Origin of the sequence: Pseudoalteromonas sp. TB51 (assembly GCF_000498055.1) — a bacterium.
Taxonomy (GTDB): Bacteria; Pseudomonadota; Gammaproteobacteria; order Enterobacterales; family Alteromonadaceae; genus Pseudoalteromonas; species Pseudoalteromonas atlantica.
Genome location: NZ_AUTO01000349.1, coordinates 18,691 through 42,826, shown reverse-complemented (window position 1 = coordinate 42,826; position 24,136 = coordinate 18,691). Strand labels below are relative to the sequence as shown.

General features: G+C 40.8%; 17 protein-coding genes and 1 pseudogene. 6 read left to right on the top strand and 12 right to left on the bottom strand.

What is annotated here, in order from left to right:
* Nucleotides 1-209: 209 nt before the first annotated feature.
* Nucleotides 210-794: a hypothetical protein gene (locus tag L650_RS0122515; protein WP_029774483.1), complete on the top strand. Its 585-nt coding sequence runs from the start codon at nucleotides 210-212 to the stop codon at nucleotides 792-794.
* Nucleotides 795-803: 9 nt separating this feature from the next.
* On the opposite strand, the gene rluF is transcribed toward L650_RS0122515, so the two are convergent.
* The 10 genes and pseudogenes from rluF to L650_RS0122465 all read right to left on the bottom strand — a co-directional run bounded on the left by rluF (nucleotide 804) and on the right by L650_RS0122465 (nucleotide 16,274).
* Nucleotides 804-1,790: a 23S rRNA pseudouridine(2604) synthase RluF gene (gene rluF, locus L650_RS0122510; RefSeq protein ID WP_029774482.1), complete on the bottom strand. Its 987-nt coding sequence runs from the start codon at nucleotides 1,788-1,790 to the stop codon at nucleotides 804-806.
* Between the two features lie 76 nt (nucleotides 1,791-1,866).
* Entirely contained in the window at nucleotides 1,867-2,946 is a 1,080-nt protein-coding gene (locus tag L650_RS0122505; RefSeq protein WP_029774481.1) for a DUF418 domain-containing protein, read from the bottom strand.
* A gap of 34 nt (nucleotides 2,947-2,980) precedes the next feature.
* A complete protein-coding gene (locus tag L650_RS0122500) occupies nucleotides 2,981-4,195 on the bottom strand; it encodes an EAL and HDOD domain-containing protein (protein WP_029774480.1) in 1,215 nt (404 codons plus the stop codon).
* A 91-nt stretch (nucleotides 4,196-4,286) separates the two neighbouring features.
* Entirely contained in the window at nucleotides 4,287-5,822 is a 1,536-nt protein-coding gene (locus L650_RS0122495; protein ID WP_029774479.1) for a glycogen synthase, read from the bottom strand.
* A 41-nt stretch (nucleotides 5,823-5,863) separates the two neighbouring features.
* Nucleotides 5,864-7,152, bottom strand: a pseudogene (gene glgC / locus L650_RS0122490) (glucose-1-phosphate adenylyltransferase).
* A 14-nt stretch (nucleotides 7,153-7,166) separates the two neighbouring features.
* Nucleotides 7,167-9,704, bottom strand: coding sequence for a glycogen/starch/alpha-glucan phosphorylase (locus L650_RS0122485; RefSeq protein WP_029774478.1), 2,538 nt, complete (start codon nucleotides 9,702-9,704; stop codon nucleotides 7,167-7,169).
* Complete coding sequence (glgX, locus tag L650_RS0122480) at nucleotides 9,697-11,760, bottom strand: glycogen debranching protein GlgX (RefSeq protein WP_085065561.1); 2,064 nt, start codon at nucleotides 11,758-11,760, stop codon at nucleotides 9,697-9,699. The genes L650_RS0122485 and glgX overlap by 8 nt, the downstream gene beginning before the upstream one ends.
* A complete protein-coding gene (gene glgB, locus L650_RS0122475; protein ID WP_029774476.1) occupies nucleotides 11,753-13,972 on the bottom strand; it encodes a 1,4-alpha-glucan branching protein GlgB in 2,220 nt (739 codons plus the stop codon). Before glgB ends, glgX begins: the two co-directional genes overlap by 8 nt.
* Complete coding sequence (gene malQ / locus L650_RS0122470) at nucleotides 13,965-15,962, bottom strand: 4-alpha-glucanotransferase (RefSeq protein WP_029774475.1); 1,998 nt, start codon at nucleotides 15,960-15,962, stop codon at nucleotides 13,965-13,967. Before malQ ends, glgB begins: the two co-directional genes overlap by 8 nt.
* Before the next feature lie 9 nt (nucleotides 15,963-15,971).
* Nucleotides 15,972-16,274 (bottom strand): isoamylase early set domain-containing protein, encoded by a 303-nt coding sequence (locus L650_RS0122465; protein WP_029774474.1) that lies wholly within the window; start codon nucleotides 16,272-16,274, stop codon nucleotides 15,972-15,974.
* A 373-nt stretch (nucleotides 16,275-16,647) separates the two neighbouring features.
* On the opposite strand from L650_RS0122465, the gene L650_RS0122460 reads away from it, so the two are divergent.
* Entirely contained in the window at nucleotides 16,648-17,580 is a 933-nt protein-coding gene (locus L650_RS0122460) for a hypothetical protein (RefSeq protein WP_029774473.1), read from the top strand.
* A 53-nt stretch (nucleotides 17,581-17,633) separates the two neighbouring features.
* Here L650_RS0122460 and L650_RS0122455 read toward each other — a convergent pair whose 3' ends face one another.
* Both L650_RS0122455 and L650_RS0122450 read right to left on the bottom strand, forming a co-directional pair.
* On the bottom strand, nucleotides 17,634-18,806 hold the full coding sequence (locus tag L650_RS0122455) for a hypothetical protein (protein WP_029774472.1): 1,173 nt from the start codon (nucleotides 18,804-18,806) through the stop codon (nucleotides 17,634-17,636).
* 128 nt (nucleotides 18,807-18,934) lie between these two features.
* Nucleotides 18,935-19,363 carry an Lrp/AsnC family transcriptional regulator gene (locus L650_RS0122450; RefSeq protein WP_004586440.1) on the bottom strand — a complete coding sequence of 143 codons (429 nt, stop codon included), beginning with the start codon at nucleotides 19,361-19,363 and terminating at the stop codon, nucleotides 18,935-18,937.
* Between the two features lie 182 nt (nucleotides 19,364-19,545).
* On the opposite strand from L650_RS0122450, the gene L650_RS0122445 reads away from it, so the two are divergent.
* The 4 genes from L650_RS0122445 to L650_RS0122430 are packed head-to-tail and all read left to right on the top strand — an operon-like array spanning nucleotide 19,546 to nucleotide 24,136.
* On the top strand, nucleotides 19,546-20,751 hold the full coding sequence (locus L650_RS0122445) for an aspartate aminotransferase family protein (RefSeq protein WP_029774471.1): 1,206 nt from the start codon (nucleotides 19,546-19,548) through the stop codon (nucleotides 20,749-20,751).
* Nucleotides 20,752-20,796: 45 nt separating this feature from the next.
* The gene (gene astA / locus L650_RS0122440) at nucleotides 20,797-21,831 is read left to right on the top strand and encodes an arginine N-succinyltransferase (protein ID WP_029774470.1); all 1,035 of its coding nucleotides are present in this window, start codon (nucleotides 20,797-20,799) and stop codon (nucleotides 21,829-21,831) included.
* A 7-nt stretch (nucleotides 21,832-21,838) separates the two neighbouring features.
* Nucleotides 21,839-23,305 (top strand): succinylglutamate-semialdehyde dehydrogenase, encoded by a 1,467-nt coding sequence (gene astD / locus L650_RS0122435; RefSeq protein ID WP_029774469.1) that lies wholly within the window; start codon nucleotides 21,839-21,841, stop codon nucleotides 23,303-23,305.
* A 27-nt stretch (nucleotides 23,306-23,332) separates the two neighbouring features.
* The gene (locus L650_RS0122430; RefSeq protein ID WP_029774468.1) at nucleotides 23,333-24,136 is read left to right on the top strand and encodes a DUF1338 domain-containing protein; all 804 of its coding nucleotides are present in this window, start codon (nucleotides 23,333-23,335) and stop codon (nucleotides 24,134-24,136) included.

The window sequence follows — 24,136 nt, the reverse complement described above, 5'->3', positions numbered from 1 at the left end:
TTTCGCTTTATAACCGACGAAAATGGCAATGTAGATTTAAACAACTACCGTTTCACGGGCGGTATTACACTGGTAATAACAGGTACGTTTGACGGTACTTACGATTTAATTAAACGGCTACACTCTAAAAACAGCGTATCTACATTAGCCGTTTATTTAGAGCTTTTTTTACTTTATATTGGCGTTGTGTTTTATAAATAACCCCTCAAATGACAGCAAAACAACTTTTTAGAATAATAATTACCGCTAGTTTACTATTCCCACCCCTATTTTTTATTGCTTGGGATGAAAATCTCGATCCCCCCTTTATTGCCAATACCGCTTATGATTTTTTAACACATAAGCTGCTTCCTGTTTTGTCAGTAATAATTAGTATTGCAGGGGGGATGTACGGATACAAAAAGTACAACGCATGCATAACGTTTAAATCAAATTTTAAAGACTACTTAGAGGATGATGGGAAGCTTAGGGGCTGGCTGGGTATTTTGTTTATACCGGTTTTAGTTTATTTATGGCTGTGGGCTAGTTTTTGTATTTCAGTAAAGTTATGGACGTATTATTATAGCGACAATAGCTGGCAGCAAGAGTACCAGCTACTGGCTGTAGAGGCGTGTCCGAGTGATTACGAATACAGCTGCGCAAAACTGGTTGTGCTTGATTTACAAACTTACAGAAAGCGCTCTTTTAGGTGGTATTTAGATAAACCAGCATTAAAGCGGCTAAAAAATGAGAAAATAAACATCGTGGGCGTTAAAAGCCCACTCGGTAACGTTGTACATCAAATACAATGGTAAGTGCGCACGCTATTTTTTTAAACTTAATGTGCCAGATGAACGCGCTTTACCGTTTGCTGGCTTTTTGTTGTTTGCACTTTTGCTATCGCCTTGCGTATTTTTGCTAGCGCCCCCTTTACCTACATAGGTGGTTGAGCGCTTTTGAAAAGGGGTATTACTTCTTTGAGTGCGAGTGCCTCGCTCATTATTAAAGGCGCGTGGGTTTTCACCCTGAAAATCACGCTTTTTAGGCTCGCCTTTGTTATTGGCATTTTGCTTATTGGTATCAACCGAGTGCTCTTGCGTTTTACCCGAATCAGCAATGGAGTCATTAATTTGCGCCATTTCTACGTCGGTTAAATGTCGCCACTGGCCTACTTTTAAGCCCTTTAACGTTACATTCATAATGCGGGTACGTTTAAGGGTCACAACTTCATAACCTAGGTATTCACACATACGACGAATTTGGCGGTTTAACCCCTGCGTAAGCACTATTTTGAATTCTTGCGGAGCTGTTTGTGTCACTTTACATTTTTTTGTAACGGTATCTAAAATAGGAATACCGTTGGCCATTTTGCTCACAAATTGGCGATTGAGTGGTTTATCAACTGTCACCACGTATTCTTTTTCGTGGTTATTACCCGCTCGCAAAATTTTATTAACGATATCGCCTTCGTTAGTTAAAAAAATCAATCCTTCTGAAGGTCTATCTAAACGGCCGATAGGAAATATACGGGTGGGATAATTAACGGCTTTGACAATATTACTTTGAATTTTACTCTCGGTGGTACAGGTAATACCCACTGGCTTATTATACGCAATGTACACGCGTTTTGGTTTTTCGCGCAGCGGTTTTCCATCTACTAAAACAGTATCGGTATCAGCCACTTTTACGCCCATTTCAGGCGTATTACCATTAACTGTTACACGACCTTGCTCAATATATTTATCGGCTTCACGGCGTGAACAAAAACCTGTTTCACTAATAAATTTATTTAAACGTTTTAATTCGGTCATGGCACTTAATGGTCCTAATTTTAAAGGCGACTAGTGTAAACCACACGCCATTATTTTTCGCCCCTAATTTAAACCTTTACGCATTAATTTTTGCAATTTTTGCTTGAGTTAACCTGCGCCAAACATATTCCAGTGGCCCTTGCTCATAATAGCGACAATATAAAGCAGTAAACAATAGCTGCACGCTAACTAGGCCAGTCGCGATTATCCAATAGTCTATTCGGTTAAAACTTAATACCCACTGCGGATACAACACTTTATAAAGCAATAGCTGCATCAGTGTTTGGCATATATATAAGGTAAAGGCTAAACGCCCAGCTTGCTGAATAAGCCGACCCACATGGGCACTGTTATTGCAAAATTTAACGATGAGATGAATATAAAATCCAGCCATGAACAATGCGGCAAAGGTATTTATAAACTCTTGTATGGCGAACCCTGCTCCCCCTGTGAACTTTGACGCATAAAGCCTCATGCCTGAAAAAATAAAGGCGCCAGCTATACAAACAATAAGGTGCGGCTTAGTTAAACCTTTACTAAAAACCTCATTTTTATATAAATATATGCCAATCAGCATTAGCCCTACGCACAGCCACATGATCATGATAGGAACAGCTACCAGCATTAATACATTCATACCTAGATTACTCAAAAAGTAATCGCTGTAATACGGGCTATATAAATCGATATACTGTGCTGAATCACGATAAACGACCTCATCTGGTGCACTAAAGAGCACCAACCCCGTGGCTACACAACCAATTAAAAGAAACTCCCCAGCCCTTTTTACAAGCAGTTGGTTATTACTTTGCAAATATTTTAGAACAAACCAGCCAGATACACCGTACAAAAATAAAATGTCGCCAGCCCAAAGTAAAAAACCATGTACCAAACCAAAAATGATAAGCCAATGCAATCGCGCTTTTAAAGGCGCTGTTGATTTAACTTTTTGCCATTGAATATAAAGCCCTGCCCCAAACAGTAAGCTAAACAGCGTTCTAAATCGGCCATCAACAAAAAAAGTACTCACAGCATGGATAAGGGTGTCGCTAAAAGGCGGGGTAGATAAAGGAATATAGCTATAATCCATTAAGCCAAACGCATAGCCATTCATATACACTAAGCAAAGCACGGCAATGCCGCGAATAAAGTCCATATTATAATTTCGCATAATGAGCGGTTACTGTCCTTTAACTATTATTTTTATAATTATCTGCCCAATCTACGGCTTGATTATATAACCCTGGCAGCACATCACTTTTAACATTAAGTAATATAACGGCTTTTTCTAATGTCCACCAGCTACCTGTTTCGTACGCTTGTACTACATTTAAAATATAATATAGGGTGTTTTTTTCGTTTAATAATGCCGCTTTAATATCATCAGGAAAAGGTAATTTTTCGACTAATAAACTCATAGGTTGATCGAGTATGGCATCTAGTAACGAAAACAAGCCGGTTAAAAACGCCTCACCCGCCAACGATTTAGACACCTGCTTTGCTATTAGCTCACAAAAGCGTGCTCTAACTACACACACTTGCATTAGTTCTGCTGGCTTTTTACCCGCGGTGTGCGCGGTAACAATTAAACTAACAAACTTTTTTAAACGCTCATGCCCTAAATACACTAACGCCTGCTTAATAGATGATATTTTACTCTGAATAGGAAAAACACCGCTGTTAATTAGCCGCATAAGCTTATAAGCCAAGGCCGCATCGGCTTCAAATAACGCACTAATTTGCTTTATATCTGGGCTTGGTTTCATTACTTGCGCGTAAATAGCCACAACTAACGCATAGTTATAATCAATGTCTTGCTGTTCGTGCATTGTGGGCTTGGCAAAAAAGTAGCCTTGAAAGTAATCAAACCCCATTTTATGTGCTTGGTGATAATCGGCTTGGGTTTCTATTTTTTCTGCTAATATTTTTATTTTTTTATGCTGTTTTAGTTTTTCTACAATCTCAGCAATATCTGATAAAGGCGTTTGCGCAATATCAAACTTTACTAGCTTAATAAACTTTAAAAATCGCTCCCATTGCTCGTTATAAACAAAGTCATCTAATGCGAGTTTATAGTTTTTATGAAAAAGCTCTCTGCAAAGCTGATAGTTATCGTCGGTGGGTTCAATGGTTTCTAATAGCTCAATGACCACATCTTTGCAGGGTAAAAAGTCACATAAATTGTGCTTTAAAGAGTCTGGGCCTATATTTATCAGTGCCGTTTTACCTGAGGTGATGTGGCGTGTGCCTAAATTAAGCTGGTTTTCCATTATTAGGCGAGCAGTTGCTTGACCTTCTTCTATATCGGGAAAAAAGTTTTCAGCACTATTACGAAATAAAAGCTCGTAAGCAACTACATTTTGCTTACGATTGAATATTGCTTGCCTTGCAACAAATACAGACACATTACCTACTTCTTATTTTTATACTCAAACTAAGTAATTAATAGCGTAAATAGGTATAAATGTCACTTCTGCTGCGTTTAATTTTAATGATTTAGCAATACATGCTTGAAATATAATCAGCAGCGACCGTTTCCCACGAAAAACGTGCTCCTTTAGCATTAGCTGTAATGTTACTCCATTGCTTAGGATTTTGCTGTTTTAGCGTAAGGGTTTCAGTCAAGCATGTCATTAACCCATCAACTTGTTCATTCAACGAGCCGCCAGAAAATGCAAAGCCATTGTTGTTGTGGCTTACGGTGTCTTTTAAACCGCCAACACTGTGTACTAAACAAGGTTGCCCTGCGCGCATAGCAAGCATTTGACTAATTCCGCATGGCTCAAACGAGCTTGGCATTAAAAATAAATCCCCTAGCTCATATAGGCTATCGCCAATACCTTGCCCATAACCTTTTAAAAACAATAAGTTTGCATTGCGTGCCATGGCCTTGGTGAAAATGCTTTCAAGGGCTTTGTCACCAGAGCCTAAAATAATAAGACGACCATTAAAACGGTTAATTATTTCACACACGTTGTCAAGCGCTAATGCATTACCGTATTGTTGGCAAAGTAATAACACCTTTTGCTCGGTCAGCCTGCCAACACTTGTTACGAGGGGCCCATCTATTGGCGTGTTTTTAAACTGCAGCATGCGCTGATGCGCCACATAGTAGCTCGTTTCAAGCTGCTCATGTTTTGCCATCCAGTTAAATAAAGTATGTTCAATACGCTCATACAAGAGAGATAAAGTAACCTGCTCAGGGTTTTTCTCAGGGTATTCACAGCCATTTAATATTCCCACCACCTTGCCTTGAGCCGATTGATTTTGTAAATCAAGCTCTAAGCCTTCTCCACCAAAAAAACCTTGCTGATAATTACTCGGCTTTAGTACCTCGGTACTGTAAGTAGGTGAGACTAAATGAACTTTATCTGCCAAATTTATAGCACTGCGCATAGGATTAAAACAGTGTGGGTAACGAGGGTCACACAAATGTTGCCCGTTATAACCTAACGAAGGAAACCAAGCCTCTAAACTCGAGTCGTCGTGTTTAAAAGGCCTGATCCCTTGCAGTGCTAAATTATGAACTGTATAGGCAATATGTAAATTAGCGAGGGTATCGTAGCGTTTATCAAATTTTAATAATACGGCGACACACGCGCTATGCCAATCATGTAGATGCAGTGCTTGAGGGCGCGTTATTAAACCCTGTAGCAGCGCTTCACATAGAGCGGCACTAAATAATGCATATTTTGTTGCATCAGTAGCAAAAGGTCGCCCGGGTTCGTCATTGCAATACACCGAACCCGATTGGCTAAACAATGGGTGCGAAATAACAAATTGATTAATGTGTGTGTTGTCATCACTTATTTTAAATAAAGATAATACCTGTGGCTGCGCTCTAAATATAACAGTGACATCACCTATATATTCACGTTGCAGTTGCTCAAACCCATAATCAGGAATAACAACATCTACGCTCACGCCTTGTGCTGCTAGTGCTTTTGGAGCATCTCTGACTACATCTGCTACCCCGCCCACTTTAGCGTTTGGTAAAGCATCGTTTTCTGCGGCAACCATTAATACATGCATTTATTTACTACTTCCTTAACCTTTGTTATTCGCATCCGATTTTAAGCGAACTTTTTATTTTCGTGTGCTTGACGTTCAAGCTTTTTAGCAAGTTCCGTGAGCATATCACGGGTGACTAATACGATGCCTTTTTTAGATACCCTAAAGCCATTTTCTTCATCGGCTTTTCTATCGTAGCCAATTTCAAGCCCTGCGGGTATTTCACANTGGCTCGCTTAATTTTACAATGACGATTAATGAGAGCCCCGGGTAAAATTACTGATTGCTCTATTTCGCAAAATGAACGCACGTGCACGTTTGAAAACAGCAGTGATTTTCTAACTACTGAGCCCGATACAATACACCCTCCTGATACCGTTGAGTCTACCGCCATACCGCGTCTATCTTCATCATCAAAAATAAACTTAGCCGGTGGCAACTGCTCTTGATAGGTCCAAATCGGCCAGGTTGGATCGTATAGATCTAGCTGTGGCTCGGGCATTACCAATTCCATATTGGCTTCCCAAAACGAGTCTAACGTTCCTACATCGCGCCAATAAGGTTGCCCTTCTTGCATGGGATCTCTAAACGGAAACGCATACACACTGTGCTCTTCTATAATTGCCGGAATAATATCGTGCCCAAAGTCGCGGCCAGAACCTTCATTTTCAGCATCTTTTTTTAGCTGCTCAAATAAAAACTCAGTATTAAACACATAGTTGCCCATAGAGGCTAAGCAGGTACCTGGCTTACCAGGGACTGAGCTGGGGATCGAAGGCTTTTCATCAAAGCGACATACCCGATTTTTTTCATCAACAGTCATTACCCCAAAGGTATCTGCAGCCTCTTCAACAGGTACTTCAAGGCAACATACAGTCATGTCGGCGCCTTTTTGCACATGCTCGGCTAATAGAGCGCCGTAATCCATTCGATAAACGTGATCGCCTGACAAAATCATCACATATTTTGGCAGTTCGTGGCGAATAATATCCATGTTTTGAAAAACCGCATCGGCAGTTCCACAATACCACTCATCACCATTACGCTGAGATGCGGGTAAAATTTCAACCGACTCCCCCAGCTCCTTTTTAAAATGGCCCCAGGCGCGATTAACATGGCGAATCAAAGAGTGCGATTTATATTGTGTGGCTATGCCTACACGCCTCACACCCGAATTGATACAATTTGATAATGGAAAATCGATAATACGGTGCTTACCGCCAAAATAAACAGCGGGCTTTGCGCGCCAATCTGTCAATTCGTGTAAGCGTGAGCCGCGTCCACCAGCCAGTATTAACGCGTACGTATCTCGGGTTAAGCTACTTATGTAACGATTTGCATAACTAGGCATAATACTCTCTCCGTTTAGTCTGTGCTCTTAGTGGCATGGCTCGTAGTTGCGTGTAAGTCTGTTTCACTAATAGTTAGGGGGGTTAGGTGCCAAATATCTTCACTGTATTGGCTTATGGTTCTATCGCTTGAAAATATGCCGCTTGCGGCCGTATTTAAAATACTCATTTGCGTCCAATGCGTTTGGTCTTGATACGCAGCCTCTACCTGCTTTTGCGCTGCCACATAGCTTTCAAAGTCATGTGCAACCAACCACGGATCGTGAGGGCTTTTAATAGCATTGATAATGTCGTCAAATAAATTGGGCTCAAACAGGTTAAATTGCCCGCTTTCGAGTAACTGCATTACGTGGCTTAGGTCGCTGTTTTGCTCTATTAAATGAGAAGGGTTATATCGCGATTTAATATCATCAATTTGATGAGCCTGCGCACCAAACAAAAAGAAGTTATCAGCGCCAACAGCGTCTCTAATTTCAATATTCGCCCCATCTAACGTACCAATAGTAAGCGCACCATTCATCATAAACTTCATGTTACCGGTGCCTGATGCTTCTTTACCTGCGGTCGATACTTGCTCTGATAAATCGGTTGCAGGGCAAATAGTTTCCATGGCGGTTACATTATAATTTGGCAAAAACGCAACTCGTAAATAAGGCGCTGCAAGTGGGTCTTTATTAATAACCTCAGCTACGTTATTAATTAGCTTAATTATTTTTTTAGCCATGTAATAACCAGGGGCGGCTTTACCCCCTAGTAGCACACAACGTGGTACTAAGTTTGTGGTATCGCCTCGGCGTATACGGTCATATAAATGAATAACATGAAGTACATTTAATAACTGGCGTTTGTATTCGTGAATACGTTTAACTTGTACGTCAAACATCATCTCTACATCAAAATCAACACCACAGCGCTCTTTCACTAAATCGACGAGACGTTGTTTATTTTCGCGTTTAACATTTTGCCATTGCTGATGAAACGCAGTGTCGTCGAAGTAGCGGCGTAATTGGCTTATATCTGCAAAATCGCTAACCCATTTTGAGCCAATTTTTTCTGTAATTAAATGACTCAAGGCCGGGTTGCAGTGTGCTAACCAACGCCTTGGGGTAACCCCGTTGGTTTTATTATTAAACTTGTTAGGCCAAAGCTCGTAAAAGGTTTTAAATAGCCCTTCTTTTAAAAGTTGGGTATGTAGTGCGGCCACACCATTTACCGAATAGCTACCCACAATCGCTAAATAAGCCATGCGTATTTGCGGCACGTCGCCTTCTTCAATTAACGAAAGCGCACGCTGTTTACTTGCATCGCCTGGCCAATGCTGAGCCACTTGCGCTAAAAAGCGGGCGTTTATTTCATAAATAATTTCTAAAATTCGCGGCAATAGTTTTGCAAAAAGCGGCACTGACCACTTTTCTAATGCCTCTGGCAATAGCGTGTGGTTAGTGTAAGCCATTGTGCTGGTTGTAATTTCCCACGCGTTATCCCAATCAAGCTCGTAATCATCAACTAAAATGCGCATTAACTCTGCCACGGCAATACTTGGGTGCGTATCGTTTAATTGAAATACATGATGTGCAGCAAAGTCACTAAAGTCTTCGCCGTACTGTTCAACCCATTGCGATACTATATCTTGAATACTCGCTGATGATAAAAAGTACTGTTGGCGCAATCTAAGCTCTTTACCATTTTCGCTGCTGTCATTTGGGTAAAGCACCATTGTAATTTGTTCTGCTAGGTTTTTTTGCGCTACCGCTTCTGAATAACTCCCCGCGTTAAACTCGGTTAAATTAAATTCGTCGGTCGCTTCTGATTTCCATAGCCTTAGCGTATTAACAATGTCGTTTTTATAACCAGGAATAGGCACATCATATGGCACAGCTAATACGTCGTGACAACCAACCCATTGACGGTGTTCGCGCCCATGTTTGTCGGTATAACTTTGTACGTGCCCAAAAAACTTCACTCGTTGTGATTGCTCAGGCGCGGCAAGCTCCCACGGGTGCCCCTCACGAAGCCAGTTATCGGGTTGCTCAACTTGGTGACCATTTTTTAATGATTGGTTAAACATACCGTATTCGTAGCGAATACCGTAACCAACCACGGGAAGCGCAAGGCTTGCACAGCTATCTAAAAAGCAGGCAGCTAAACGCCCAAGGCCACCATTACCTAGCCCTGCATCGTGCTCTGCCTGGGCTACGGTTTCAATTGTGGTGCAATACTCTTGCAGTGCACTGGAGACTTGTTCGTCTAAGTCGAGATTTAAAATTGCATTACCAAGTGCTCTACCCATTAAAAATTCTAGCGATAGGTAAGCTGTTTTACGGCGTTTTTCTTCCTTGATTTGTTGTTTGGTTTCTCTGCAACGTGCAACAAGCCGATCTCTGATTGTCAGCGCAAGCGCATGATATAAATACAGTTGCGACTCACCCACTTTGTCACGCCCTAAACTGTAATAAAAGTGCCGAGTTAAATCATCTTTTAAAGTGCTTTCATCAATTACAGGGCCTTCTTGCCACCCTTTTACCACACACACATTTTCGTCTTGCTTAGACATGACCATCGTCCTCTAAATTTGCACTAAAAACCCAGCTGCTTTGTGCTGAAATTTCGACTATTGCATCCTCTTTACTACTCACCGATGCGTTATGTACACTTGATAAAACCATGTCCCATTGCGCCGCGATAGGCGATGGGGGTAACTTACAAAAAACTGTTTTTTTACTCGCATTTAAAATGATTAATAAGGCGTATTTATTTTGCTTATCTAACAAGCTATACATTAAAAACTGGCGCTGTGGCTCGTGCCAATGCTCGTTGGTCATTTTTACGCCTTGCTCGGTAAACCATTTAACCGTAAAGCGCTCGTCTATATCTTCTGAAAACACACTGTGTTTAAACGCACTGTGACCACGTCTTATTTTTAGTGCATCGTCAATAAATCGGGTTAGTGAATGATTTAGCTGTGAGTCTTTCCATGCCAACCAACTGGTGCGGTTATTTTGACAATACGCATTATTATTGCCCCCTTGCGAGTGACCCATTTCACTGCCTGAGGCAATCATAGGCACCCCTTTTGAGAGTATTAGCGTAAGTAAAAAGTTCTTTTGTTGCTGCAGCCTTAGGGCAATAATTTTGGCATCATTAGTAAATCCTTCAACACCACAATTGGTGGAGTGATTAGCGCTGTGGCCATCGCGATTTTGCTCGCCATTCGCTTCATTATGTTTATGCTCATAACTCACCAAATCGGCAAGCGTAAAACCATCATGGCTGGTAATAAAATTAATACTGTTTAGCGGCCCGCGCTGGCTGTGCTCAAAAATATCAAATGAGCCATGAATACGTTTTGCTACATTTGCAATAACGCCTTCTTCGCTTTGCCAAAATCGGCGTATGACATCTCTGTATTGGTCATTCCACTCTCGCCAAGGTGCAGCAAAAGCCCCCAGTTGATAACCTCCTGGCCCTATATCCCAGGGCTCACTAATAAGCTTTACACGACTTAATACAGGGTCTTGCTCAATGGCTTGAAAAAACGCATGGGCGCTATTAAAACCATGGGCATTTCGGCCTAAAATGGTGGCTAAATCAAACCTAAATCCGTCTACTCCCATTACTTGCACCCAATAACGTAAGCTATCAAGTACCAGCTTTAAGGTTTTAGGATGATCAATATTAATGGTGTTACCGCAGCCTGTATCGTTTATATACACCTGAGGCTTATCAGCCACCGTCCGGTAATAAGCTAGGTTATCTAGCCCTCTGAGCGATAAAATCGGCCCATCGGCGCCCGCTTCTGCGGTGTGGTTATAAACCACATCTAAAATAACCTCTATATCTGCTTTATGAAGCTCGCTAACCATGCGCTTAAATTCGTTAATGTCATCATCAACTAAATAATCTTTATGCGGGGTAAAAAAGTTGAGCGTGTTGTAGCCCCAATAATTTTGCAGCCCTTTTGCTGTTAAAAACTGCTCACTTATAAAAGCATGCACAGGGAGCAGCTCTAGTGCGGTAACCCCTAAATTATGCAAATGCTCAATAAAGCTAGGGTGGCTTAAACCTAAAAACTTGCCTTGTAAATTTTTAGGGATATTAGGGTGTCGGCACGTGGCGCCTTTTACATGGCATTCATAAATAACGGTATTAGACCAGCTATGGTTTGGCTTTTTATGTTTATAAGGCTGGCTATTAATAACCCGTGATTTAGGTATATCAATGGCATTATTAACGGTGCTTTTCGTGCCAATAGGCATTTGCCCATAGTGGCGCTCACTCCATGTAAATTCGCCAAATAAGTCTTTTGCATAAGGGTCTATCAGCAACTTGTGCTCGTTAAACAGCAGACCTTTTTCAGGACTGTACTCCCCTTCTACGCGATAACCATATAATGCGCCTTCGGCTAAGGGCGCTACATGGGCTGTCCATATACCGCCTTCGTTGATATGCATGGTTACTTTTAATATTTCAGAGTGCCCACTTTTATCAAATAAGCACACATAAGCTTGTGTTGCTTTAGGTGCGTACAAGCTAAAGTTAACGCCGCCACTGCTAATAGTTGCGCCAAGTGGATGTGGTTGCCCATGTGAAACCTCAAATCGATTACTCATCTTCAACCTTTTGTAAATAAATAGTCGTTAACCCGCCCATTGCAATTTTAATGCTATGCGAAAAGCCATGAGCGCTTGCCTTAACGCTACTAACCGTGGCGTTTTTGTTTGCTGTTACTTTAATACCTGAGCCAAAAAAAGCGTCATCATCGGTGTTTAAAATAACCTTATACTTACCCGCTGCGGGTACCCCAATTTCATACTCTTGATAAGAAACAGGCGTAAAGTTTGCTACTACTACAATAAAGTCGTGGGCATTTTTAGCATAACGTACAAAACTAAATATACTTTGCTCGTTATTGTTGTTATCTATCCATTCAAAACCCGCAGGGCTTGAGTCCAGTTCATACAGTGCAGGCGACTTTTTATAAACAGTATTAAGCGCTTGTACAGTGTTTTGTATACCGCGGTGGCTTTTATGCTCTAGCAAATGCCAATCAATAGAATGATTGTGATCCCACTCTTTTCGCTGTGCTATTTCGCCGCCCATAAACAACAGCTTTTTACCTGGGTGCGCCCACATAAATGCGTAATACGCACGTAAATTCGCAAATTTTTGCCAATCATCACCGGGCATTTTTTCAATTAATGAGCCTTTACCATGTACAACTTCGTCATGACTTAGCGGTAAAATGTAATTTTCGCTAAATGCGTACACCATAGAAAACGTCATTTCGTGATGATGATGCTGCCTATAAAGCGGATCATGTTGCATGTAATGAAGGCTGTCGTTCATCCACCCCATATTCCATTTGTAGCCAAAACCTAAGCCATTGTGATCAACACTTTGAGTGACCCCCGGCCACGCGGTCGACTCTTCAGCCACCATCATAATGCCCAAATTATTTTTATAACTACGCAAATTTACCTGCTTTAAGCACTCAATAGCGCCTAGGTTTTCTCGCCCACCATAACAATTGGCAACCCATTCACCTTCTTTGCGGCTGTAATCTAAATAAAGCATTGAAGCCACCGCATCTACGCGCAGTCCATCAAGGCCAAATTGCTCTAGCCAATACATCGCATTAGAGATTAAAAAGCTTTTAACCTCCGGGCGGTCGTAATTATAAATATAGGTATTCCAATCAGGATGAAAGCCTTGCCGAATATCGGCATGTTCAAATAAATGCGTGCCGTCAAAGTGGTGTAAACCATGAGGATCACTAGGAAAATGCCCAGGCACCCAATCAAGTAGCACGCCTAAGTTTGCTTTGTGGCACTGCTGAACAAAGTATTTAAAACTGCTGTAATCACCAAAGCGACTAGTTGGTGCAAACAACCCCACCGGCTGGTAACCCCAAGAGCCATCAAACGGATATTCACTTATTGGCATTAATTGAATATGCGTAAAGCCCATTTCAAGCGTGTAATTAACCAGTTTGTCGGCAAGTTCGCTATAGCTTAAATAGCGGTTTTCCTCAGCCCTTTGCCATGACCCTAAGTGCACTTCGTAAATACTTATGGGCGCGTCTATATGGTTACGCTTTTGACGATTTTTAAGCTCGCTATCACTGAGCGAAATAGCCGTTGCTTGCTGTTGTAACACACTGGCTGTACCCGGAGCTTGCTGCATTTTAAAGGCAAACGGATCTGCTTTTTCAAGCACATCGCCTTGCTGTGTCACAATAGAAAATTTATAACAGGTATCGGGCTGAAGCCCTGCGATAAAAAGCTCCCACACACCACATGCAGGATGAAAGCGCATATAATGACGATTAGCTTGCCAAAGGTTAAATTCGCCAATAACAGATACACTGGCTGCATTTGGCGCCCACACACAAAAACGCACTCCATCAACCCCTTGTTGGTTAATAAAGTGTGCGCCTAAATGTTTATATGCATGCTCTAAACTGCCTTCGTTAAATAAATACATTGCATCTATATCTAGGCTGCTTGCAAAGCTATATTCATCGTAAAAACATAATGCTGAGTTTGCATATTCAACGTTGCAGTTATAAGGCTGGGAGGGCATTTCGTTGCTTGTTGCAATAAATAAATCGCTACTGTTATAACGCTTAGCAATAACTTTTTTATCATTAATAATAATATTTACATTTTTAGCCGCGGGTAAATACACGCGTATTTCGTAGCCATTTTTATAAGCATGTGCCCCTAAAAAGCTAAAAGGGTCTTTAAATCTGCCGCCTTGAAGTGCAGTTACCTGTGCGTCGTAATGGGTCTGTAATGAATCCTTTGGTGCGGTACTACTCATATCCTTTCCTTATTGAATTAACTGCAGCCAAGGTACTGGCATTATTTTTAAAAATAGCGTTGCTTGAATGAGTTAAAACACGGCGCCAATTTGGGTATTCGGTATTAGTACCGGGTATATTCACCGGATACGTTTGTTTATCTAAATCATCAAGCTGAAGTGCAAATAAACGGGTCTCACTGTGTGCAAGTGCTTTGGCAAGTTCACCGTAAACGCACATAGCATCGCTAGTTTCGCTAAGTTGCTCTGCGCTATGTAACTGTATAAAACGCAGTAATCGTTGTTTTTCTTGTTGTCTTTCGTGCAATTGCTGTTGGTACTGCTGATCATCAATAAGCTGATACTGACGTTTAATATCTAAATCATCTGTTTGCCACCAGCCGCAAAATGGTGGTACGTCATGATTCGCTATCATAATTAAACAATGCTTAGGTAATTCTTGTAACGGTAAAAACTCGCCATCATGTTGTTTTTCAAAATAAAATAAGCTATTTGAATAAATACCACTTACAGCAAGTGCGTGTTTTACCTCGGGCGGGACTATGCCTAAGTCTTCTCCTATTACTATGCACTGATTAAGGTGAGACTCTATTTTTAAAATAGCCAATAAGTGCTCGAAAGGGTAATAAACATAACAGCCATCTTGTGTATGGTTATTTTCAAAGCACCACCATAAGCGCCTTAGTGCCATAACATGATCAATGCGCAAACCGCCAACGCCTTGCATGTTTGCGCTAATAAGTGATCGATAAAAGGCAAAGTGATCATTTTTTAATTGTTGCGGGTTAAGCGCAGGCAGCCCCCAATTTTGCCCTGCTTGCGCCCAAGGGTCTGGCGGTGCGCCAACATTGGCATTATCACTAAAAAGTGATTGCTGAGATTGATACTCAACGCCATCACCTGCACAACCAACAGCAAGGTCATTAATTAAACCTATTGCCATGCCTTTATTTAAACAGTGCTGCTGACAATGGCTTAATTGTAATTTAGCCTGCCATTGTAAGTAGTAATCAAAGGTAGGATTGGCTGAATTTAGCGTAGTTAGGGTCTGGGCGTTTTGTTTGCAAAACTGGGCAAACTCATCGCGTCGTGAAGCGCTGGCATGTGCTTCAAAATGACTAAATAGCGCTTTAAATAATGCATATTTAACGGCACTTACTTTTTCATAATTTATAAACTGTTCATTGCTGTTAAAAAGCGCTTTTACCTCATCACTGTGTAACAAAGCATCTAATTGTGGATTGTTTTTAGCATCAGCTGATAGTTCAACACAAATGTACAAAGGATTTAATAACGCACGGCTATTAGGGCTATAGGGACTGGCTCGCTCACTTTGCTGTGCAAACAGCAAATGTAATGGGTTGAGTAATATGTAGTCCATGTGTTGCTGTGCACATAAGTCACATAGCTCTAGTAAATCATTAAAATCCCCTACACCTAGGCCTGCTTTGTTTTTAACTGTGTACAACTGCAGCGAAAGCCCAGTGCGCTTAGTATCATCTACTTGAAAAACTTTTTCTGGGGTGGCCCACAATTGAATCTCTTTGCTTTGCTCCCCTACACTAACCAGCGCCTGATGATAACCTACCGGAATAGCCCCTAACGGCACTGCTACTTCAATATAACGCACGCCATGTACATAGTAATCGCCAGTGATGGCCAAATTATGTAAATTAGCACGCTCATAGGTAACGTTTAACTTTGGCAACGTTATCGCAACAGGTAAATCACGTTGACGCTCATCTATGCGAATATAAAAAAGGTTATCAGTTAAATTCACTAAGCTGGTATCGGGTGCTAACTCTAACCAAGGCGCAACATCTAATTGATAATTAAGCTGTGCTATTTGGTGTTCATCTTCGGTATTTACACCACAACATTGTAAGGCACGTTTGCGCGTGCCTTCGCTAAATATAACCTGCTCGCCCGTGTATTTAGTAAACTCATAACCGATACCGTGCAGATAAAACAACTGCGAAAGTGCGTCCATTTACTCGCCTTAATTTATGCGTTGAGTGTTCACTATGCTATTTTCTGTGCCAAATGTATTAGGTAGGTAGTCATCTGCTTGGTGGTCGTTATCCCAAATATCACCATTAATTAAATAACGAAAATGAAACTGCTGATCAACTGGCAAGCGTTGCTTACATTTAAATACCCCTTCTTTTTTATTAAGCTTCATAGGCACCGGCTGCCAATCGGTAAATTCGCCAAGTAAACTTACTTGCTCTGCATCAGGGCGGGTAAACTCAAAGGTAACTTCAGCTTCATTTTTTGTTTTGAAAAAACGTTTATTCAACATAGTAGGCTCCAACTAAACCAAAATGGGTACTTAATCTTTGCCACAGGGCCGATACAACACTTTAAAGGGCGATGTGGGGTGCATTTAAACATCATTAAACGCGGGTAATTTAAACAAATTTTTATTTACGCATTATTACAGTGCAAAAAAGATTTTAGCTGCACATATAAGGTGCGATTACGATAAAAATTTTAGCTTATTAATGACAAACTAATGTACAGCAAGTATTAAACCAACTTAATCATTTTTCATTATTAATATATTGAGCAAAAAATCGTATAAAGGTTCACACTAACCTATAAAATTCTTTCGTTATCAGTGTGCTTAAGTAATAATACACAGCATCTTATGTCTCTGAAATACCAAAAATTTCATGTTGAAAAAAAGCATTTTATTTACTACGGTAATTGTATTTATTGCACTTGCCTCCTTTGTAAGCCTTTCTGTATATACCCTTTATAGTAAAAAGCAATTATCAGTAGACCCTAAATTAAAAGAAATTTCAGGCATTGAGTTTGATAAAAAAAAGCGTTTGTGGGCGATTAATGATGGCGGTGACGACCCAAAACTTTATCGCCTGGGCGAAGATGGCGCTATTGAAAAAGAAATCCTTGTTACGAATGCTAAAAATATAGACTGGGAAGACATGACGCAAAATAAATTTGGTCATTTTTTCTTAGGTGATTTTGGCAATAATAAAAACGACAGAAAGTGGTTAACTATCTATAAAATAGAAAACCCAATAGATATAAAAACAGAGACCACCGAAGCCGAAATTATTAAGTTTACCTATCCTGAAATGGATGGCACTCCCATTACTCCTAACAAACGCAACTTTGATTTAGAAGCCTTTGTAGAATACAAACGCCATTTATATTTATTTACCAAAAATAGAACCGAACCTTTCGATGGCATAACCAATGTTTATAAAGTGGGCGATCATGCAGCCAATTTTGATGCTCAGTTAATTGATTCATTTAAAACATGCACAACTCTAGAAAAACTCTGTTGGATCACATCCGCTGCTCTTAGCCCTGACAGGACTAAACTTGTGTTACTTGATTCTACAAGCATTTGGCTGTTCGAAAACTTTAAAGGCGACAAGTTTTTTTCTGGTGATGTGTCTCGAATCGATTTAGGTATTGTCACGCAAAAAGAAGCGATCACCTTTTATGATGATAATACACTTATTTTTACCGATGAAGAATTTAAAGGGCTGGTAGGAGGAAATGCTTACGTTATTAAATTAAATGAAGCACAAAAAACCGTTATCAGACAAGCGCCAAAGACTGCCGTAAATAAATAGCTACACAAAATTTTGCTATACACGCGGGCTTTAATAAGACGCTGCACACGCTATTAATTTAATGCGTTGTTATTAAATGAGTGCAGCGCTTTTTCTACATCAACTCCCAAAATAATAACGCCAATATGATCGCCCTTGGCATTTTTTATGGGTAGACTTAATTGCACCTGAAAATGATGTGTTGAGGCATCATATTCAACACTGTCAAAGCGATACGCTAAAGACTGCTGGTATACGAAGCTAAATTTATTCTCATCCCCTTGCCAATAATCGCTGGTGATTTTGCTTATAGCCACATTTTTACCTTGCTCATCTGTCACTATAATTTCGGTAATTATGCCTTTGAACTGCCTTTGCCATTGTTTTAAATATAATGAAGCATCAGTAAATAGCATATTTTTAGCTAAATCATGTTGATGTGTTTTAACTTCTTTTATCCAATGCTCGTCAGCGAGTTTAAGCGCTTTGTTAGTCAGCTTTATATGGTTACTTTGCGCTGCGGCATCGGTAATTATGGGCTGTGAAATTAACGCCTTTATTGGCTCTAACAATGTATTTAGTATTTGTACTTGTTCGCCCTGTGATAAATAAAACGGTGCAGGGGCACATTGAGGAATCGTTTCGTCGAATTTTTCTAAAAAAGAAGGGTGCGAATTAATAAGCTTATTAGCAGCAAAAACCCCTAGAGGCACATAACGATAAAATGAGCGCGGATAGGCAGATGCGTCAATACCTAAGTGATCGGCAGCATTATTAAAATCATCTAAATCAAGTAATACTTTGTCTACTCTATGATGGTGAAGTACGTTTACTATTTCTTCTAGCGAGTTTACTTCAACTAACGAGGTAATATTTTGCGTTTTAAACCAATTAGCCTGATAACTGCCATGGACCACGCCATAACGTAATTTTTTCGGGTCTTTATTAACGCTATCGGGGTGAGTAAACCAGTACCAATTTTCTAGGTAAATAGGTGATGACAACTTACCATACTGGCTCATCTCAGAGGTTAAATGCGTTGTAAAATACCCATCCAACCTATCTTGTTTTACCTCGCGACGAGCCCTCAGCCAAGGTAACGATTGCAACTCAAATGGCATGTCCATATTGTGTAAAATACATTGCACTTGGTTAACCGCATTATCTGGTGTTGTAAGCGATACATTGGTACCAAATTTTAAGGGTTCAGTTAAAGTTAAAAGTGCAAAAAATAACGTTGTGGGCATAATCCATTGCTAAATAATTGTGTTAATTACAATTAGTATAGTAAGGCTTTGCCAAAATATCTAACTTCGATAAAATTAAATATTAAGTTAAATCAATAGGTAACCTTTCGCTTCAGTAACACATAACTTTAACGCTTAAATTTTGTTTCTAAAATCACTGACGATGTTGTGCGCTCTACCCCATCTAAATTACCTATATCATCAAGTAAATGGCTTAGCTTTTCTAAGTTTTGCGCTTGCACTACAGCAATTAAATCAAACTCCCCACTTATGGCATAAAGCTGGGAAATAGCATCAATTTGTTTAAGTTCTAAATTGGTTTTAGTGGTGAGTTTTTGCATCACCTTTATAGATACATGAGCCGAGACCATACTGGTCAAATAGTCTTCACCGTAATCTACGCTATAGCCTTTTATAACTCCTGTTTCTTCAAGTTTTAACATACGGCTTTGCACGGTAGAGCGCGATAAATTAAGCATGCGTGCCAAGTCAGAAATACTGGCTCTTGCATTGGTTTTTAAAATTGAAAGTAGCTTTTCGTCTTGTGGAGTTATCATATTGCTTATTAATTTCGTTATTTTGACTTTTATTGTAATCATTTTTCACAAAATAGCACTGCAAATTTAACCTACAACCTTCGATAATAGTGCTTAATAACAAAAATTACCTAGCTGAGAAAACGCTAACGTTTTTATTTTGCTAATCTTTATTCAATATTCACAATTTTTAGGTGTACATAATGCAAGTAACAAGAGACTTATTTAACGATGTAATGGTGCCAAACTACAATCCGTCGGCAGTTATTCCAGTGCGCGGCGAAGGCTCACGTGTGTGGGATCAAAATAACAATGAGTTTATTGATTTTGCAGGCGGTATTGCCGTTAATTGTTTAGGCCACTGTCACCCAGCGCTTGTATCTGCTTTAAAAGAGCAAGGCGAAAAAATTTGGCACTTATCAAATGTAATGACTAATGAGCCAGCCCTGCGTTTAGCACAAAAAATGGTTGAAGCGACATTTGCAGATAAAGTGTATTTTGCAAACTCAGGCGCAGAAGCCAACGAAGCGGCTCTTAAGCTTGCTCGTCGTTTTGCACTTGACGAACACGGCGAAGAAAAATCGCAAATTATTGCCTTTAATAAAGGGTTTCACGGCCGTACATTTTTTACTGTAACGGTGGGCGGACAAGCTGCTTACTCTGATGGCTTTGGCCCTAAACCTGGCGACATTATGCATTGTGATTATAACGATATTGCAGCATTTGAAGCACTTATCAGTGATAAAACATGTGCCGTAATGATGGAGCCACTACAAGGTGAAGGCGGCATTATTTCACCTACCGACGAATTTGCTAAAAAAGTACGCGAGTTATGTACCAAGCACAATGCACTGCTAATTTTTGATGAAGTACAAACAGGCGTTGGCCGCACTGGCGATTTATACGCTTACGAAGGTTTAGGTGTAGTGCCCGATATTTTAACGACAGCTAAAGCGTTAGGCGGTGGTTTTCCTATTGGCGCTATGATCACTCGTACTCATATCGCAGAGCACTTAAAAGTTGGTACGCACGGCTCTACGTACGGTGGTAACCCACTAGCTTGTGCAGTAGCAGAAGCTGCATTTGACACCGTAAACACACCGGATGTACTCAACGGCGTTAAAGAGCGTGAACAACTATTTCGCGATGGTTTAAATGCAATAAACGAAAAATACAACGTATTTAGTGAAGTACGTGGTAAAGGTTTACTTATTGGTGCGGTATTAAACGATAAATTTGAAGGCCGTGCACGTGACTTTTTAGTTGCCAGTGCTAACAATGGTTTAATGAACCTTGTTGCAGGCATGAATGTTATTCGTTTTACCCCTTCTTTAGTTATTCCATTTGAAGATATTAAAGAAGGCCTAGCACGCTTTGAAAAAGCAGTAAGCGACGTAGTAAACGGCTAATTTAATTAAGCGCGCCTTAGGGCGCGCTGTTGGAGCAAGTAATAAATGCAAGTATTACGTCCTATTACCACTGAAGACTTTGCTGCACTTAAGCAAATTGCGATTGAATCGGGCCATGGGTTTACCTCACTTCCGGTGGACGACCAGCTATTAAAAGACAAAATAGACCGCGCCGAAAAAAGCTTTGCTAAAAATATCAATCAGCCGTTAGATGAAAGCTACCTATTTGTTTTAGAAGACAGTGAAACAGGTGAGGTCATTGGTACAACCGCCATAGAAGCCGCTGTTGGCTTATCGGTGCCGCTTTATCATTACCATTTAGGTAAAACAGTACACCACTCGCCTACACTTAATGTTTATAACACAGTTGATATTTTAAGCATGTGTAACGATTACACCGGATGCTCTGAAATATGTACTTTGTTTTTGCGCGAAAACAGCCGTAAAGGCTTAACCGGGCGCTTTTTATCACGCTCACGCTTTTTATTTATGGCGCAGCACAGCGAACGCTTTGCCGATACCGTGATTGCTGAAATGCGCGGTGTAAGCGACGAAGATGGTCATTCACCGTTTTGGCAGTGGCTGCAAGAGCACTTTTTTAGTATTGAGTTTCCCAAAGCCGATCATTTAGTGGGGCTTGGCGATAAAGTGTTTATTAGTGAGTTAATGCCTAAATACCCTATTTACGTCAATCTACTCAGTAAAAAAGCCCAAGCAGTGATTGGCAACGTGCATGAAAAAACTAAACCGGCACTTAAACTGCTCGAAAAAGAAGGTTTTGAGCACCGTGGCTATGTTGATTTGTTTGATGCAGGCCCAACGGTAGAAGCCAAGCTTGGTAATATTCGCAGTATTCGTGAATCACAAGTTTGCCCTATTACTATTGGCGAGCTGGAACATATTAGCCAGCACAGCTCAGATACTTTAGCCGTTTGCAATCAAGGTGTAAGTGGGTTTAGAGCAACCTTTACCCAGCACGCCCACTATGACCACGCTAAACACACATTAGTAATAAGCCAAGAAGTGGCTGATGCCCTTAATTTATCCCAAGGAGATGCAGCGCGTTTTTTCCGCCTGTAAAACAAATATGAACACACACCTTATAAATAACCAATGGCATTCAGGCCAAGGCCCCGCTTTTAGCTCTGTTAATCCGAGTAACGGCAAAGTTGTATGGCAAGGTAATGGCGCAACAGCTGAGCAAGTAGATGCTGCAATCAATGCAGCTAGAGCCGCACAAGTACAATGGGCAGATACGCCTATTGAGTCGCGTATAACCATACTTGAAAACTTTGTAGCACAATTAAAAGAGCACAGCGAAGAATTTGCAGCCATTATAGCGCGCGAAACCGGCAAGCCTCTTTGGGAAACACGCACAGAAGTAGGCGCTATGACAGGTAAAGTGGCCATTTCGATTAAAGCGTACAACGAGCGTACCGGCACCACTGAAAACCCAATGCCGGGTGCAAAAGCCTTTATACGCCATAAACCACACGGCGTTGTGGCTATATTTGGCCCGTATAACTTTCCTGGGCATTTACCTAATGGCCATATAGTCCCTGCTATTTTAGCGGGTAACACCGTGGTATTTAAACCGTCTGAGCTAACTCCTCACGTTGCTGAATTTACTTTATCACTTTGGTTAAAAGCAGGCTTACCAGCAGGTGTTATTAACCTAGTGCAAGGTGAAGTAGAAACAGGTAAAGCACTTGCTTCGCATCAAAACATAGACGGCTTATTTTTTACCGGCAGCTCAAACACCGGCCATTTATTACATAAACAGTTTGCAGGCCACCCAGGTAAAATATTAGCACTTGAAATGGGCGGTAATAACCCGTTAATCGTTAAAAATGTAGCCGATGTAAGCGCTGCAGTGCATGATATTATTCAATCGGGCTTTATTACTTCTGGCCAGCGATGCACTTGTGCACGCCGCGTGTTTATTGAAAAATCGCTCAATGGCGATGCCATTTTAGAAAAACTTATTAGCGCAACTAAAAACATTGTTGTTGATGACAGCTTTGCAAGCGATCAACCATTTATGGGCGCCATGATCAGCGAAAAAGCCGCCTTAGGCATGGTTGCAGCGCAAAATGAATTAGTTGCAAGTGGTGGCGAAATACTTGTTGAGCTTAAGCAGCTAAAAGCAGGCACTGGGTTTGTAAGCCCAGGTATTATTGATGTAACTAACATTACCAACATGGCCGATGAAGAACACTTTGGCCCGCTCATTAAAGTGTATCGCTACAACGACTTTGACAGCGCAATAGCAGAGGCTAATAACACCAACTTTGGTTTATCAGCAGGCTTACTTGGCGATAACGAAGATGATTACAGCCACTTTTTAAAACGCATTCGTGCCGGCATTGTCAATTGGAACCGCCCTATTACGGGTGCCTCTAGTGCAGCACCGTTTGGTGGCATAGGCGCAAGTGGTAACCACAGAGCCAGTGCGTATTATGCCGCTGATTATTGTGCCTACCCTGTAGCATCAGTTGAGGCCGATAAGGTAAACCTGCCACAAACTTTAGCGCCAGGCTTAGTAATTGAATAAGTGAATAACCCAATTTAAGGATTTAACATGCACACTAACGTAAATACATTATTTGAAAACCTATGGGATAACTATTTAGCAGTTACCCCCTCGGCAGATAAAATTCATGATTTATTAGGCTCAACGCAAAAAGATGACATTATTAACGACCATATTGCGCTGCGGACCTTTAATATTGAAAAAGTAGGCCTAGAAAAACTAGCCGCGCACTTTTTAGCACTTGGTTATACAGAGTGTGGTGAATACCACTTTGAAGCTAAAAAGCTCTATGCTAAACACTACGAGCATAGCGACCCTAAGCAACCTAAAGTATTTATTTCAGAGCTATTAGTTGAAAAGTGTTCACCAGAGTTACAAGCCATTGTGACAGATATGGTAGAGCAAATAGATGAAAACGCAGTAACTGCCGATAACTTTTTATACTCAGGTACCCATTGGCAAGTAAGTAGCGATACTTACAAGCAGTTACTCGCTGAAAGTGAGTACGCAGCGTGGATGTCGGCATGGGGCTATCGTGCAAACCACTTTACTGTAAATATTAATATGCTTGCTAAGTTTGATAATATTCAGGATGTTAACCAAGCACTTAAAGACGCAGGCTTCGCCCTAAATACATCAGGCGGCGAAGTAAAAGGCTCACCAGAGGTGTTATTAGAGCAATCATCAACCCTTGCAGATGATTACGCTGTCACCTTCAGCGACGGTGACCTGCGCATCCCTAGCTGTTTTTATGAGTTTGCCATTAGATACCCTAAAGCCGATGGCGAGCTTTACACGGGGTTTGTTGCAGCCTCTGCTGATAAAATCTTTGAAAGCACTAACGCGCGTTAA

Excerpts from the sequence above, each read along its gene's own strand:
- glgB (WP_029774476.1), bottom strand. The coding sequence starts at position 13,972 with ATGAGTAGTACCGCACCAAAGGATTCATTACAGACCCATTACGACGCA.
- L650_RS0122465 (WP_029774474.1), bottom strand. The coding sequence starts at position 16,274 with ATGTTGAATAAACGTTTTTTCAAAACAAAAAATGAAGCTGAAGTTACC.
- astA (WP_029774470.1), top strand. The coding sequence starts at position 20,797 with ATGCAAGTATTACGTCCTATTACCACTGAAGACTTTGCTGCACTTAAG.
- L650_RS0122515 (WP_029774483.1), top strand. The coding sequence starts at position 210 with ATGACAGCAAAACAACTTTTTAGAATAATAATTACCGCTAGTTTACTA.
- L650_RS0122455 (WP_029774472.1), bottom strand. The coding sequence starts at position 18,806 with ATGCCCACAACGTTATTTTTTGCACTTTTAACTTTAACTGAACCCTTA.
- L650_RS0122430 (WP_029774468.1), top strand. The coding sequence starts at position 23,333 with ATGCACACTAACGTAAATACATTATTTGAAAACCTATGGGATAACTAT.
- L650_RS0122460 (WP_029774473.1), top strand. The coding sequence starts at position 16,648 with ATGTTGAAAAAAAGCATTTTATTTACTACGGTAATTGTATTTATTGCA.
- malQ (WP_029774475.1), bottom strand. The coding sequence starts at position 15,962 with ATGGACGCACTTTCGCAGTTGTTTTATCTGCACGGTATCGGTTATGAG.
- L650_RS0122445 (WP_029774471.1), top strand. The coding sequence starts at position 19,546 with ATGCAAGTAACAAGAGACTTATTTAACGATGTAATGGTGCCAAACTAC.
- rluF (WP_029774482.1), bottom strand. The coding sequence starts at position 1,790 with ATGACCGAATTAAAACGTTTAAATAAATTTATTAGTGAAACAGGTTTT.
- L650_RS0122505 (WP_029774481.1), bottom strand. The coding sequence starts at position 2,946 with ATGGACTTTATTCGCGGCATTGCCGTGCTTTGCTTAGTGTATATGAAT.
- L650_RS0122450 (WP_004586440.1), bottom strand. The coding sequence starts at position 19,363 with ATGATAACTCCACAAGACGAAAAGCTACTTTCAATTTTAAAAACCAAT.
- L650_RS0122485 (WP_029774478.1), bottom strand. The coding sequence starts at position 9,704 with ATGTCTAAGCAAGACGAAAATGTGTGTGTGGTAAAAGGGTGGCAAGAA.
- astD (WP_029774469.1), top strand. The coding sequence starts at position 21,839 with ATGAACACACACCTTATAAATAACCAATGGCATTCAGGCCAAGGCCCC.
- L650_RS0122495 (WP_029774479.1), bottom strand. The coding sequence starts at position 5,822 with ATGCATGTATTAATGGTTGCCGCAGAAAACGATGCTTTACCAAACGCT.
- glgX (WP_085065561.1), bottom strand. The coding sequence starts at position 11,760 with ATGAGTAATCGATTTGAGGTTTCACATGGGCAACCACATCCACTTGGC.